The 13,720-nt window shown below is 67.7% G+C and carries 15 protein-coding genes and 1 pseudogene; 11 read left to right on the top strand and 5 right to left on the bottom strand.

Going from position 1 to position 13,720, the window contains the following annotated elements; genetic code table 11:
- Positions 1 to 7: 7 nt before the first annotated feature.
- Together HQN78_RS19835 and HQN78_RS19830 are read left to right on the top strand one after the other, a co-directional pair.
- Positions 8 to 466 carry a hypothetical protein gene (locus HQN78_RS19835; protein ID WP_235085744.1) on the top strand — a complete coding sequence of 153 codons (459 nt, stop codon included), beginning with the start codon at positions 8 to 10 and terminating at the stop codon, positions 464 to 466.
- Positions 453 to 1,265: a DUF2145 domain-containing protein gene (locus HQN78_RS19830; RefSeq protein ID WP_235085742.1), complete on the top strand. Its 813-nt coding sequence runs from the start codon at positions 453 to 455 to the stop codon at positions 1,263 to 1,265. The genes HQN78_RS19835 and HQN78_RS19830 overlap by 14 nt, the downstream gene beginning before the upstream one ends.
- 421 nt (positions 1,266 to 1,686) lie before the next feature.
- Here the strand turns inward: HQN78_RS19830 and ppc are convergent, their stop codons facing one another.
- On the bottom strand, positions 1,687 to 4,386 hold the full coding sequence (gene ppc, locus HQN78_RS19825) for a phosphoenolpyruvate carboxylase (protein ID WP_227105713.1): 2,700 nt from the start codon (positions 4,384 to 4,386) through the stop codon (positions 1,687 to 1,689).
- Between the two features lie 295 nt (positions 4,387 to 4,681).
- On the opposite strand from ppc, the gene hemC reads away from it, so the two are divergent.
- Genes hemC through HQN78_RS19805 form a run of 4 tightly spaced genes read left to right on the top strand, consistent with a single transcriptional unit; the run spans position 4,682 to position 8,587 of the window.
- The gene (hemC, locus tag HQN78_RS19820; RefSeq protein WP_235085740.1) at positions 4,682 to 5,611 is read left to right on the top strand and encodes a hydroxymethylbilane synthase; all 930 of its coding nucleotides are present in this window, start codon (positions 4,682 to 4,684) and stop codon (positions 5,609 to 5,611) included.
- Positions 5,612 to 5,618: 7 nt separating this feature from the next.
- Entirely contained in the window at positions 5,619 to 6,350 is a 732-nt protein-coding gene (locus HQN78_RS19815) for a uroporphyrinogen-III synthase (RefSeq protein ID WP_227105715.1), read from the top strand.
- Positions 6,347 to 7,375, top strand: coding sequence for a uroporphyrinogen-III C-methyltransferase (locus HQN78_RS19810; RefSeq protein WP_107801199.1), 1,029 nt, complete (start codon positions 6,347 to 6,349; stop codon positions 7,373 to 7,375). The genes HQN78_RS19815 and HQN78_RS19810 overlap by 4 nt, the downstream gene beginning before the upstream one ends.
- A gap of 3 nt (positions 7,376 to 7,378) precedes the next feature.
- On the top strand, positions 7,379 to 8,587 hold the full coding sequence (locus tag HQN78_RS19805) for a heme biosynthesis protein HemY (RefSeq protein WP_048412739.1): 1,209 nt from the start codon (positions 7,379 to 7,381) through the stop codon (positions 8,585 to 8,587).
- 91 nt (positions 8,588 to 8,678) lie between these two features.
- On the opposite strand, the pseudogene HQN78_RS19800 reads toward HQN78_RS19805, so the two are convergent.
- Positions 8,679 to 9,074 (bottom strand): annotated as a pseudogene (locus tag HQN78_RS19800) (YqaA family protein); the annotation flags it as partial.
- A complete protein-coding gene (gene cyaY / locus HQN78_RS19795) occupies positions 9,071 to 9,388 on the bottom strand; it encodes an iron donor protein CyaY (protein WP_107801201.1) in 318 nt (105 codons plus the stop codon). The gene cyaY and the pseudogene HQN78_RS19800, both read right to left, overlap by 4 nt.
- A gap of 135 nt (positions 9,389 to 9,523) precedes the next feature.
- Between cyaY and HQN78_RS19790 the strand changes: the two genes are divergently transcribed.
- Positions 9,524 to 9,712 (top strand): lipoprotein, encoded by a 189-nt coding sequence (locus tag HQN78_RS19790; RefSeq protein ID WP_107801202.1) that lies wholly within the window; start codon positions 9,524 to 9,526, stop codon positions 9,710 to 9,712.
- A 136-nt stretch (positions 9,713 to 9,848) separates the two neighbouring features.
- Positions 9,849 to 10,943, top strand: coding sequence for a histidinol-phosphate transaminase (locus tag HQN78_RS19785; protein WP_107801203.1), 1,095 nt, complete (start codon positions 9,849 to 9,851; stop codon positions 10,941 to 10,943).
- Between the two features lie 209 nt (positions 10,944 to 11,152).
- On the opposite strand, the gene HQN78_RS19780 is transcribed toward HQN78_RS19785, so the two are convergent.
- A complete protein-coding gene (locus tag HQN78_RS19780; protein WP_235085738.1) occupies positions 11,153 to 11,302 on the bottom strand; it encodes a hypothetical protein in 150 nt (49 codons plus the stop codon).
- A complete protein-coding gene (locus tag HQN78_RS19775) occupies positions 11,269 to 11,877 on the bottom strand; it encodes an MgtC/SapB family protein (protein ID WP_235085736.1) in 609 nt (202 codons plus the stop codon). The genes HQN78_RS19780 and HQN78_RS19775 overlap by 34 nt, the downstream gene beginning before the upstream one ends.
- Before the next feature lie 302 nt (positions 11,878 to 12,179).
- Between HQN78_RS19775 and HQN78_RS19770 the strand changes: the two genes are divergently transcribed.
- From HQN78_RS19770 to HQN78_RS19760, 3 genes are read left to right on the top strand one after another with little or no spacing between them, the layout of a single operon-like run.
- A complete protein-coding gene (locus tag HQN78_RS19770; RefSeq protein ID WP_107801204.1) occupies positions 12,180 to 12,548 on the top strand; it encodes a VOC family protein in 369 nt (122 codons plus the stop codon).
- Entirely contained in the window at positions 12,545 to 12,997 is a 453-nt protein-coding gene (locus HQN78_RS19765; protein ID WP_107801205.1) for an EVE domain-containing protein, read from the top strand. Before HQN78_RS19770 ends, HQN78_RS19765 begins: the two co-directional genes overlap by 4 nt.
- Complete coding sequence (locus HQN78_RS19760) at positions 12,998 to 13,711, top strand: YafY family protein (RefSeq protein WP_235085734.1); 714 nt, start codon at positions 12,998 to 13,000, stop codon at positions 13,709 to 13,711.
- Positions 13,712 to 13,720 lie beyond the last annotated feature (9 nt).

Raw genomic sequence — 13,720 nt, 5'->3', positions numbered from 1 at the left:
ATTATCCATGCTCAAAGCCATCCTGCTGTCCAGCCTGCTGCTGTCCGCGCTGCCCGCCTGGGCCGGCCTGTCCCAGACCGACACCGCCTCCGAGAAAATCTCCGTCGGCACCCTGTCCATCGTCGCCGCGCCGGCGATCAGCGTGGCCGGCAGCGCCCAGGGCAAGGGCGAATCGCTGCTGGCCCCGGTGCTGGCGGTGACCGGCAGCGCCTATGTGATCACCGGCCTGGCCCAGGGCGCCGGCGACACCGTCAAGATGTCGCTGGATGCGGCGCAAGGCGGCGCCAAGCTGGTGGTGGAGTTGTCCGGCAAGGCGCTGAAAGCCACCGGCGCCGCGGTCGGCGCCTCGGTGCAAGTCACCGCGGTGGCTAGCGGCACCATGCTGGTCACCTCCGGCAAAGTGCTGGCCTTCATCCCCAACAAGCTGGGCGAGGCCCTGCTGGAGCACAACCGTGTCCCGTCCTGACGCTCTGCCCGCCCGCCTCGCCGGCCTTGGCCTGGCGCTCTGCCTGCTGCTGCCGCACACCGCCCAGGCCGGCCGCAGCTGCGAGGAACAAACCATCACCCCGGCCACCTTCGGCAAGGCGATGGCCGCCGCCGAACAGCTGCGGCAAAAGCTGGACGCCAGCGGCGGCGACGTCGCGGTGATCGGCCGCGTCGGCCAGGACCTGTCGCGCTTCAAGCTGCGCTACACCCATGTCGGCATCGCCTACCGCCAGCCGGAAGGCCGCTGGCGCGTCGCCCACCTGCTCAACGACTGCGGCAGCGCCAGCTCCGACCTGTGGTACGAGGGCCTGGGCAATTTCTTCCTCGACGATATGTATTCCTTCGAATCGGTGGCGCTGCTGCCGCCGCCGGCGCTGGCCGCCCGCCTGCGCGAACGGTTGCAGACGCCGCCGCGGCTGCGCGAACTGCACACCCCGCAATACAGCCTGCTGGCCTATCCCTTCGCCACCCGCTACGAAAACTCCAACACCTGGGTGCTGGAAACGCTGGCGGCCTCGGCCAGCCAGGAAGCGCGCATCGCCAACCGCGAACAGGCGCAAATGTGGCTGAAGCTCAACGGCTACGCGCCGTCGGAACTCAAGCTGGGGCCGCTGACGCGGCTGGGCGGCCGCATGTTCAAGGCCAATGTCGCCTTCGACGACCACCCCAACGAAATGCGCTACGCCGACCGCATCCAGACCGTGACCGTGGATTCGGTGATGAACTTCCTGCAGGCGCGCAAGGAGGGCTGGCAAGTGTTGGACATCCCCGCGCCTTGACTTGGCCTAGAGCCTGTTCACGATCTTTTATGAGTACCTTGAGATGCTGTGTAGATACGTAGGAGACTTCGTATTCGACGCGCCCCGGCACCCTTCAAACCTGCCGTCGGGTGGCGGGCCCGAGGTTTTAGCTACGCAGCAACTTCGCTTCGCTCGTTTTAAGCCGCGGCTTGTTCGAGCACCGCGACCTTAGCGCCCCATCACTGAGAATCTTTGATTCGCTCAGCGATGGGGCGGTTGGCTCGCGCAAATCTCCCTTTCCGTTTGACTCCCTCGCGACGCTTCGCTCGGTCAGGGCGGAACCGGCCCCAAATCATCATTTAGGCCATTAGCCCGATCTGAAATGATCAAAAACAAGCTCCAGCAGCAAAACCGGCCTACATAGCGCGGCGACGGGCCTGTGCCGCCGCCGCGCCTGGCCTCAACCGCTGTTGCGCAAGCCGGCCGAAGTGCCGTTGATGGTCAGATGGATCGCGTACAAGGCCTCGGCGTCGTCCGGCTGACGGCGCAGCCGGCTCAGCAACTCGGCCTGCAACAGGCCCAGCGCGTCCAGATACGGCAAGCGCGTTTCCAGGCTGCGGTGCAGCGTCGGGTTCTTCTCCAACAGCGCGCTTTGGCCGGTGACGGCGTAGAAAGCGTCCAGCGTGGCCTGCCACTCGGCCTGGATGCGGCCGAACAGCGCCTCGGCCAGCGCGCGGTCCTCCACCAGGCCGGCGAAGCGGCGGGCGATGCCCAGATCCGCCTTGGCCAGCACCTGCTCCATATTGGACAACACCACCTGGAAGAACGGCGAACTGCGATACAGGCTTTGCAGGCGCGCGCGACCGGCTTCGCCGTGGCGCTCGATGAAGGCGCGCACCGCCGAGCCGACGCCGAACCAGCCGGGCAGCATCACCCGCGATTGCGACCAGGAGAACACCCAGGGAATGGCGCGCAGGTCCTTGATCGAAGCCAGGCTCTTGCGAGAGGCCGGCCGGCTGCCGATATTGAGCTTGGCGATGGCGTTGATCGGCGTCGCCTCCAGGAAGTACTGCATGAAGCCCGGCGCTTCCACCAGCTCGCGATAGGCGCGGTAGGCGGCGTCCGACAGCTCGTCGAACACCGTCTCGTCGGTCTCGCAGCTGGCGCAGCCGCTGAGGCTGGCTTCCAGCGTCGCCGCCACCAGGGCTTCCAGGTTGCGGCCGCCGATGGCCGGGTCCGAATACTTGGACGCGATCACCTCGCCCTGCTCGGTGATGCGGATGCGGCCGGCCACGCTGCCGGCCGGCTGCGCCATGATGGCTTCGAACGACGGACCGCCGCCGCGGCCCACCGAGCCGCCGCGGCCGTGGAACAGCCGCAGCTTGACCCGGCCGTCGGCGAAACAGCGCACCAGCCGCTTTTCCGCCTGGTAGAGCTGCCATTGGCTGGTCAGATAACCGCCGTCCTTATTGCTGTCGGAATAGCCCAGCATCACTTCCTGCATGCGGCCGCGGCTGTCCAGCAGTTGCTGGTACCACGGCAGCGCGAACAGCGCCGTCATCACCTGAGCGCTGCGGTCCAGATCGGCGATGGTTTCGAACAGGGGCACCAGGTTGACGCTGGCGCGCGGCTGCCCGTCCACCAGCCGGATCATGCCGGCCTCCTTCAGCAGCAGCGCCAGCGCCAGGATGTCGCTGACCTGGGCGCAATTGGAAATAATGCTCTGACCGATGGCGTCCACGCCGAACTGACGTTGGATCAAGGCCGCCTCGCGGAAGATGGCCAGTTCCTTCTCCGCTTCGGCGCTGTAGTCCAGATAGGGCGAATACAGCAGCCGCGGCGTGGCCAGCTCGCGCAGCAGCACCCGGGTCCGCGCCGCCTCGTCCAGCGCCGCGAACTCCTCCAGCCCGGCGCGGGCGAACAGCTCGCCCACCACCGCCTCGTGGCTGCCGGCGAACTGGCGCAGGTCCAGCGGCATCAGGAAGAAGCCGAACACGTCCACCGCGCGGATCAGTTCCGCCAGCCGGCCGTCGGCCAGCGTCGCGCTGCCGTGTTCGCGCAGCGAGGCGTCCAGCACCGCGAGATCGGCCTGGAATTCAGCCTGGTCCGCATAGGGCCGGCCCGCCGGCCAGCGGCCGCTCAGGCTCACGCCCAGCCGCAGGCCGGTGGCCAGCACCCGCGCCTCCATCGCCGCCAGCGCGCGCCGGTACGGCTCCTCGCGGCGGCTCTCCTCCTGGTCCGGCGTCAACGCCGCCAAACCCACCAAGGCCGGGCTGACGCCGACCAGGCGCTGCGACAGCGACAGCTCGCGGTACAAGGCCGCCAGCTCGTACAGATAATGTTCGAAGGCCACTTGCGCCTGGCGCGTCACCGCGTGGCGCAGCACCACGGCGTCGACATTGGGGTTGCCGTCGCGATCGCCGCCTATCCAGCTGCCGACGCGGATGAAGGACGGCAGCGGCGTCGTCTGGCCCCAGGTGGCCTCGATCTGCCGGTCCAGGCGCTGATACAGCGCCGGCAAGGCCTGAAAGAAGGTCAGCGGGTGGTAGGCGACGCCGTTTTCGATCTCGTCCTTGACCGCCAGCTTGAAGTGACGGATTTCCGAGGTCTGCCACAGCGCGACGATCACGCGCTTGAGTTTGGCCTCCAGTTCCTCTTCTTCTTCCGGCGTCAGGTCCGCCGCCGCCAGCTTGCCCAGGAAACGGCGCACCGCGCGGTGGCCGTCCAGCACGCTCTGGCGCTGCACCTCGGTGGGGTGGGCGGTGAGGATGGCGCCGACATAGGCGTCGCGCAGGGTGTCGGCCAGCATGGCGATGCTGACGCCGTCCGCCTTCAGCTTGCCCAGCGCGCGCGACAGGCTGCCCTGCTGCGGCGCGGAACCGGCCTGGCGGTGGGCGCGGCGGCGGCGCACATGGTGCAGGTCCTCGGCGATATTGAACAGCTGGGCGTACAGGCCGCAGGCGCGCACCAGCGCCATCGCCGCCGCCGGGCTCAACTCCGCCGCCAAGGGCTGGCTGCGTTCCTCGGCGCTGCGGCCGGCGATGGCGCGCACCTCGGCGTAGACCTCGGGTCCGGCCTGTTCGCTCAACACCTCGGCCAGCGCGCGGTCCAGGCGCGCCAGATCGGCGCGCAGCGGCAAGTCCTTGTCTAAATCGCTCATTCGGTATTCCTTGATGATGACGAGCGGCCGTGGCCGCTCCTAGTTTTGAATCGGCTCAAGTCAGCGCGGTCGCTGACTTCAGACGATTCGTTTCGCATGCAAAACATCATAAGCAGGCTTGCCGCTGTAGTGGCAACACTACTGTCATTTAAGCCGTTAGATATTGACCTGACTGCGCATTGCGCAACATCAAGCTTTACGCCCCCGCCTGGACGATGCCGCGGCGCTGCGCGTCGGGCCGGCGTGCTAGAATGCCCGCCATCCAAGCACATAGCCCAATCGGAAACCGGTTTTCATGGACAAAATCGTCATCGCCAGCCGCGAGAGCCGGCTGGCCATGTGGCAGGCCGAACATATCCAGGCCCGGCTGCAAGCGCTCTACCCCCACCTCAGCGTGGACATTCTGGGCATGACCACCCAGGGCGACCAGATTCTGGACAAGACCCTGTCCAAGATCGGCGGCAAAGGCCTGTTCGTCAAAGAGCTGGAAGTGGCGCTGGCCGAAGGCCGCGCCGACCTGGCCGTGCATTCGATCAAGGACGTGCCGATGGTGCTGCCGGAAGGCTTCGCGCTGGCCGCCATCTGCGAGCGCGAAGACCCGCGCGACGCGCTGGTGTCCGCCCGCTGCGCGGACTTGTCGGAGCTGCCGGACGGCGCGGTGGTGGGCACCTCCAGCCTGCGCCGCGAATCGCAGATCCGCGCCCGCTATCCGCGGCTGGTGGTCAAGCCGCTGCGCGGCAATGTGCAAACCCGGCTGCGCAAGTTGGACGACGGCGAGTACGACGCCATCATCCTGGCCGCCGCCGGCCTCAAGCGCCTGGGCCTGTCCGAGCGCATCCGCAAGGAGCTGCCGCCGTCGGAAAGCCTGCCGGCCGCCGGCCAAGGCGCGCTGGGCATCGAAATCCGCGCCGACCGCGCCGACCTGATGCAGCTGCTCGCGCCGCTGAACCACGCCGCCACCCACGCCTGTGTCAGCGCCGAGCGCGCGCTGGCGCGCGAGCTGGGCGGCAGCTGCCAGGTGCCGCTGGGCGCCTTCGCCACCCTCAGCGAAGACACGCTGACGCTGGGCGGCTTCGTCGCCAGCCCGGACGGCTCGGTGATGCTGACCGCCAGCGCCAGCGCCCCGGCCGATTACGCCGACGCGCTGGGCCGCGCCGTGGCTAAGAAGCTGCTGGACGACGGCGCCGGCCCGCTGATCGAGGCGGTGCTGGCCGACCCGCGCTGAGACGGCGATGCCGCGCGTCCTGGTCGCCCGCCCGCTGGCGCAAAGCGCCGAGTTGCTGCGCCTGCTCGCCGCCGCCGGCTTCGACGCCGGCCATCTGCCGCTGATGGAGATCGCTCCGCAGCCGGACGCGCTGGCGGCGCTGCCGCGACAAGCGGCGGCGGCGGACTGCCTGGTCTTCGTCAGCCCCAGCGCCATAGATCAGGCCTGGCCGGCGCTGCGAACGCTGGACCTCGCCGCCAAGCGGCTGGTCTGCGTCGGCCGCGCCAGCGCCGCCAAGCTGGCCGCGCTCAGCGGCCGGACGGCGCTGCACCCCGCCGAGGGCAGCGACAGCGAAGCCTTGCTGGCCCTGCCCGAACTGGCCGATATGCGCGGACAGCGCGTGCTGATCGTGCGCGGCGTCGGCGGCCGGCCGCTGCTGGCGCAAAGCCTGGCCGCGCGCGGCGCGGCGGTGGAGTTCGCCGAAATCTACCGCCGGCTGGACGGCGCGCCGGACTGGGCGGCCTTCGACCTCGCGCCGCCGGACGCGGTAATCGTCACTTCCGGCGAAATCGTAGAGCAATTGTTCCGTCTCGCTGGCCCCAGTCGAATCAGGACGTTACAATGCCTGCTATATTGCGTGCCGCATCCGCGCGTGGCCGACCGGCTCGCCGCGCAAGGCGCGACGCGCATCATGACAACCCGGGCCGAAGACAGCGCGCTGGTCGCCGGCCTTAAAAAATGGTTCTGTCGTCACCCATGAGCGAATCCCAGATCACCGAAACCGCCAAACCCGAGTCCAAGAAATCGCTGAGTCCGGCCTTGCTGATCGCCATCGCCGCGCTGGGCGTGTCCGGCTGGCAGTACTTCAGCACCCAGCAGGAACTGACCGCCGCCCGCCAGGAACTGGCGCGCCGGCTGGCCGAAGGCAGCGGATCCGCCAAGGAGCTGCGCGCGATGACCGAGCAGGCGATCAGCGCCAACCGCGCCACCGAAGGCCGGCTGGCGCTGATGGAGGCCCGCGTCAACGAATCCGCCGGCCAATACGCGACGCTGAACGGCATGTACCAGGAACTGACCAAGAACCGCACCGACTGGCTGCTGTCCGAAGTCGAGCACACCCTGGCCATCGCCAGCCAGCAATTGCAGCTGGCCGGCAATGTGCCGGCCGCCGTGTCCGCGCTGGAAATGGTGGACGCGCGCCTGGCCAAGTTCGACCGCCCGCAGCTGATCGGCGTGAAAAAGGCGGTGGCCACCGACCTGGAAAAACTCAAGGCCCTGCCCTATCTGGACAGCGTCGGCCTCACCGTCAAGCTGGACCGGCTGATGCTGTCCGCCGACAGCCTGCCGCTGGCGGTGGACGCCCACCGCCTGGCCAGCCAGAAACCGCAGGCCAAGGCCGCGACGCCGGCCAGCGCGCCGCTGTGGGAACGCTTGGTGGCCGACGTCAGCAAGAGCCTGGGCGAGCTGATCCATATCCGCCGCATGGACAAGCCCGAAGCGCTGCTGCTGTCGCCGGAGCAAGCCTTCTTCCTGCGGGAAAACCTGAAAATGCGCCTGCTGGACGCGCGCCTGGCGCTGATCCAGCGCGACGGCAAGACCTTCGCCGCCGACATCGTGGCCGCGCGCAGCTATGTGCAGCGTTACTTCGACCGCGACGCTCCGGCCGTCACCCAATGGCTGGGCACGCTGGGCGAACTGGAAGGCGCGCCGCTGGACGTGGCGCTGCCGGACATGAACGCCAGCCTCAAATCGGTGCGCGACGCCCAAGGCGCGGCAGGAGAATAAACCGTGAAATTCGCCTTGTGGATTACCGGGCTGTTTGCCCTCGCGGTGCTGGTCGGCCTGGCCGCCACCCTGAACACCGGCTACGCCATCCTGTTCCTGCCGCCTTACCGGATGGAAGTGTCCTTCAACCTGCTGATCGTGTCGGTGGTGGCGCTGATCTTCGTGGTGCACCTGGTGCTGCGCATGGTGGCGGTGGCCGCCAATCTGCCGGCGGAAGTGCGCCGCTTCCAGCGCCAGAAAAAGCTGAAAGCCTCCCGCCACGCGCTGCGCGAAGCCGGCATTTCCTACTTTGAAGGCCGTTTCCAGAAAGCCGAGCGCGAGGCCAGCAAATCGCTGGACGACGAATACTCGCCGGAAAACAAGGCGCTGGCGCTCTTGATCGCCGCCCGTTCCGCCGGCGCCGCCGGCGATCTGGACAAGCGGGACGGCTATCTGGCGCAACTGGACGCCATGCCGCCGCGGCTGCAGCTGGCGCGCCATATGCTGGACGCGGAACTGAAGCTGGAAGCCAAGGACCCGCTGGGCGCCTTGGCCGCCATCGAACGCGCGCGCGCGCTGTCGCCCAATCTGACCAACGCCTTGCGGCTGGAATTGAAGGTCCGTCTGTTGCAGAAGCAGCCGGAGGCGGTGCTGGCGCTGACCGAGAAACTGCTCAAGGCCGACGCGCTGGAGCCGGAACAGGCGCGGCGCTACCGCTTGGCCGCCTACCAGCAACAGCTGGTGACGCTGCTGGGCGGTCAGGAAATCCGCGACTGGCTGCGCCGCATTCCGGAAGCCGAACGCAGCAACCCGCAGCTGATGGACCAGGTGGTGGCGCGGCTGATCGTGCTGCAGGACTACGACTACGCCGCCACCTTGCTGGCCGGCGCGCTGGCCAACGACGACCACGACACCCCGGAGCTGTCTCGCGAACTGGGCAAGCTGGCCGAGCACCTGAGCGAGGACAAGCGCCTGGAACTGCTGAAAACCGCGGAAAACTGGCTGAAGAAGCGGCCGCGCGACCACTGGCTGCTGATGGCCTTGGGCCGTCTGGCCCTGTGCCAGCAGCTGTGGGGCAAGGCGCAGAGCTATCTGGAAGCCAGCGCCTCGATCTCGCCGACGCTGTGCGCCCACGCCGAGCTGGCGCGGCTGTTCGAAGCCACCGGCAAGGAAGAGCTGGCGGCTCAGCATTACAACAAGAGCCTGGAGCTGGCGCTGAAACAGGGCTGCTGACCCCGAGGACTCCATACGAAAAAGGACATGCTCGCGCATGTCCTTTTTTATTTGCCCTGATTGTTATCGGCTCAACTCGACAACAGCAGCACCCCCAGGCCAAGGCCAGATAGCGCGCCGCCTTGCCCAGGGTCAGCCACAGAATGCTGGACCACCAGGGCAGGCGCAGCCAGCCGGCGGCCAAGGGGATGGCGTCGCCGATCACCGGCAGCCAGGACAGGGCCAGCACCGCCGGGCCGAAACGCTGAAACCAGCCGGCCAGCCGCGGCGGCAGCTCCTTGCGCGGCGCCAGCCGCCCCAGCCACAGACTGGTGACGCTGCCGGCGGTATTGGCCACCGTGGCCACCAGCAAGGCCGGCCACAGCCACTCCGGCCATTTGTACAGAAAGGCGGACAGCGCCAGTTCGGAATTGCCGGGCAGGATGGTGGACGAGGTGAAGGCCGACACCGCCAGCCCGCCCAGGCCCAGCCAAACCAAATGACTCATTCATCAAACCCGATGGTTTCGCCGCAGGCGGCGGCGATGGCGGCGCTGAGCGTGGAGAAGAACTCCGAACCGTCGCGCGCGGCGATCCAGCGGCCGTCGCGGAAGGCGAAGTGGTAGCCGCCGCTCTTGGCCGCGATCCACAGCTCCTGATTGGCGGTGTGGCGGTTGACGATGATCTTGGCGCCGTCGCTGAACTCGATGTCCAGCACATTGCCGGACACCAGGTAGTCGGCGTCCAGGTCATTGTCGTCGATGGCGGCTTCGATGCGTGCGAAGATGGCGTCGGTGTGCCGCAGAAATTCGGTTTCGTTCATTGCGCTTTCCCGTTGAATGACGGCCTGGACGCCGTCTTGGCGCGGCTCAGGCCTTGATCGCCGGGCGCATCGGAATCACACGACGCGCCGCAGCTTTGCTAGTATCCAGATTTTGCCACATTGGAACTCATTCGTATGCGCACCTTGCTGGCTTGTGCAAGCCTGACCCTGTTCCTGGCCGCCTGCGGCTTCAAAGGCCCCTTGTATCTGCCCGCCCCCGCCGCCAAGCCGGCCGCCGCCGCGCCGGCCGTCAAACCCGCGGCCAAGGCCGACGCCTCCGCCCCGCGCGCCGCGGCCGAACCCGCCGCTCCCGCCGTCCGCTGACGGTTCCCGCCGCGCTTTGGGCCCGGCGCGGCGGCCGCGAAATGCCGAAGACATATTGATATTCCCACGCGGTTTCCTGCGCTTCAGTCATATCCTTTACACTCAAAGGCTGTATCTGCAGATAAAGGAGCCGCCGATGTCCCACTTCGCCCGTCATCTGGAACATCACACCATCGTCAACCCCTTTCCCGGCATCGCCAAGCTGGAAGCGGCCTTGGGTCACCGCATCGGCGCGCGCATCGGCTCCAATGAAAGCATGGCCAAGCCGGCCTCGCCGCTGACGGCGGAATTCGGCGAGATGATGACGGAGCTGGCCCGGCTCTACCCGGACCCCTACGCGCACGGGCTGCGCCAGCGCGCCGCCGCCCACAACCGCGTGGACCCGAGCCAGGTGCTGTTCGACACCGGCGCCGACAGCCTGATCCTGCTGGCGCTGCGCCTGGCCTGTAATGTCGGCGACGCGGTGGTGTGCACCGCCGGCACCTATCCCACTTTCCGCTATTTCGCCGAAGGCGTGGGCGCGCGCATCCTGGAAGTGCCCTACCAGCAGCAAGGCGACCGGCTGCAAGCCGATCTGCCGCGGCTGGCGGAGGTGGCGCGCGCCGAACGCGCCGCCGTGCTCTATCTCGCCAACCCGGACAATCCCAGCGGCCATTACTGGGGCGCGGACGATATCCTGGCGCTGCGCGAAATGCTGCCCTCGTCCACGCTGTTGATTCTGGACGAGGCCTACGTCGATTTCTGCGTGGACGCGCAGGATGCGCCGCCGCAAGGCGCGCTGCCCAACACGCTGCGGCTGCGCACCTTGTCCAAAGCCTATGCGCTGGCCGGCCTGCGGGTGGGCTACGCCGTCGGCCCGCAGCACATCGTCGCCAAGGCGGACCAGATACGGCCTCAATTCGCGCTGTCCAGCTTCGCCCAGCTGGCGGCTCAAATCGTGTTGGACGATCCGGACTACTCGCGCCAGCTGATCGCCGCCACCATCCATCTGCGCGACAAGCTGTCCGACGCCTTGCGCGCGCGCGATCTGGTGGTGATGCCCTCGCACACCAACTTCGTCTGCATCGCCTATCGCGACGCCGCCAGCAGCGAGGCCATTCACCGCCAACTGCTGTCCGACGGCATCGCCGTCCACCGGCCGCCGCATCCGGCGGTGCGCCATCTGCTGCGCGTCACCGCGCAGCCGCAGGCGCTGTCGGCCAAGGTGATGGCGGCGCTGGCGGAAGGTTAAGAAGCGGCTCAACATACGCTGCGCTTCGTGATACGAGGCGCGGCGAGCACCGCTTCGTAAACGCCCGCGCGCTACGCGTGCGTTTCGCTTCCTCAGCGGTTTTCGCCTTGTCTCGCCCTGGCTCGCAAGACTTTGAACCGCTCTCCCGCCCCATAAAAAACGCCCTGGACCGGCTAGCGGCCCAGGGCGCGGTCTTTTCCCCGCCGTCCTCACTCCGAGGTGCTGGGGTTCCAATAAGCCTGGCTGATGAAAGGCTGGGCCACCAGCTTGGCGGCGATCTCCTCCAGCTCCTCCCACTCCACCGAGGTGGACAGCAAGGTGGCGGTCATCTCCACCTCGTCGTCGCCGAAGGGCTCCACGTCCAGATCCCCACCGGGTATTTGGACTCCTCCAGCAGATCGCTGAGCAAGGCCATCGCGTGCTTCTGGCCGGAACGGCTGGAAATCACGCACAGCTGGTAAGTGACTTCGCTGGTTTCGTCGTCGATCGGCTTGCGGTTGATGGAGTTCACCACCGGACGCAGCAAGGTGTTGCTGGCCAAGACGAACAGCGTGATCAGAAAGGCCTGCGGAATCTGACCGGCGCCGGCGCTGGCGCCGACCGCGGCCGAGCCCCACAAGGTGGCGGCGGTGTTCAAGCCGCGCACGTTCAGGCCTTCCTTCATGATGGTGCCGGCGCCCAGAAAACCGACGCCGGACACCACGTAGGACGCCACCCGCGCCGCGCCGCCGGTGCCGTCCAGCTGCAAGGCCATGTCGACGAAGGCCGCCGCGCCCACCGCCACCAGGGTATTGGTTCGCAAGCCGGCGGTACGCTGACGGAACTGCCGCTCATAGCCAATGGCCGAGCCCAGGATGAAAGCCGTCAACAGGCTGAGCAAGGTTTGCAGCAGACCAGACCCGTTGAAGCCCAGAAACTGCAGTAAGGTTTCCACTTCTTATTCCTCCTGCGGTCGATTGAAAAAACAGCGCTCCCGTCGCGCCGGGAAACAGTCAGGCAGTTTGCCACATCCGCGTCACCGGGTCGTGTCCTACCAGGCGATTGCTGCGCGGCGAAGCACACGTGGCGCCGGCCCAAGCAGGAAAATTGACGACGGCGGATTCCTGCTGACAGTACGCTGTCAGCAGGGGGGCCGCACACTGTCCTCCAGGCCGCAACGCCGCCTCCGTCCCGCCCGGAAGCGGCGCCGGGATGTCCCCGGCCGGATCTCGATAAAACCTGTTCAAGGAGTGTGCCATGTCCCCCGTTCTACACTGGTTTGAAATTCCCGTGCTCCAATTCGAGCGCGCCGTCGCCTTCTATCAACAGGCGCTGCGGGTGGAGCTGCAAGAAGAGAGCTTCGACAATAATCGCATGGCCCTGTTTCCCCAAACCGGCGACAGTTGCGGCGGCGCGCTGCTCAGCTGCCCGCAAGCCCGCCCCCATGTCGACGGCGTGCGCGTCTATCTGGACGGCGGTGCCGATCTCGACGCCACGCTGGAACGGATCAAGAGCGCCGGCGGCATCGTGGTGCAGCCCAAGACCGCGCTGCCGGAGAACTGGGGCCAGATCGCGCTGTTTTCCGATCCGGACGGCAATCTGATCGGCCTGCACAGCGCCGCATGAGCCGGCGCTACTGGATAGGCGTGGCCAGCCGCGACCATGTTCGGCGCGGCCTGGCCGGCGGCTTCGCCCAGCTCTGCCACGGCAAGGCCGCGCCGCTCAGGCGGATGGCGGCCGGCGACGGCCTGATCTATTACTCGCCGGTGTTGAGCCTGGAGGGGCGCGAGCCCTGCCAGCGCTTCACCGCCGTCGGCCTGGCGGCGGACGCGCGGGTCTATCCCTTCCGGGTCAGCGCCGATTTCGAACCCTACCGGCGCGACATCGCCTTCTGGCCGGCGGAGGACGCCGACATCCGTCCGCTGCTCGGTCAATTGGCCTTTATCGCGGATCCGGCGCGCTGGGGCTACGCTTTCCGCTTTGGCCACCTGGAAATCGGCCGCGCCGATTTCCTGTTGATCGCGCGCGCAATGCGGGCGACACTGCCGCCATCCATGCTGCGGGAATCCGACTGAATGCGCCGAGCCGACCGACTGGTCCAAATCCTCTTGCTGCTGCGCGGCCGCCGCCGCACCACCGCCCGGCAATTGGCCGAATGGCTGGAGGTGACGCCGCGCACCGTCTACCGCGATATGGCGGACCTGATGGCCAGCGGCGCGCCGGTCAACGGCGAGGCCGGCGAGGGGTATTGGCTGGAAGCCGGCTTCACGCCGCCGGCGGTGGCGTTTTCCGCGCGCGAACTGGCGGCGCTGGAAGTGGGCGCCCGCATGCTGGCCGCCTGGGCCGACCGCGACACCGCGGCGGCGGCGCAATCGGCGCTGGGCCGCATCCACGCGGTGCTGGGCTCGTCCGGCCTGCCGCCGGAACCGCTATACGCGCCGACGTCGGGCAATTACCCGCGCGAGCGCTTGGCGCCGCTGCGCGACGCCATCGTCTCCCGCCAGCCGCTATGGGTGGACTACCGCGACGAAAGCGGCCGCGGCAGCCAGCGCGCCTTGATGCCGCTGGCGCTGTTCTTCTGGGGCGACCGCTGGCTGCTGGCCGCCTGGTGCGGACTGCGCCTGGACTACCGCAGCTTCCGCGTGGACCGGCTGCAAAGCTGGCGCGCCACGGACTTGAGCTGTCCGCCCGGCGTCAGCCTGGCCGGCTATCTGAGCCATGTGGACGCCGGCGGCCAGGCGCTGGCCTGGCTGGAACGACACCAGCGCCAACCCTGGCATCAAGAATAAGCGCCGCGT

Source organism: Chromobacterium sp. Beijing (assembly GCF_021496765.1).
Classification (GTDB): domain Bacteria; phylum Pseudomonadota; class Gammaproteobacteria; order Burkholderiales; family Chromobacteriaceae; genus Chromobacterium.
The sequence above is the reverse complement of the archived record's forward strand: the minus strand, read 5'-3'. Positions and strand labels throughout refer to the sequence as shown.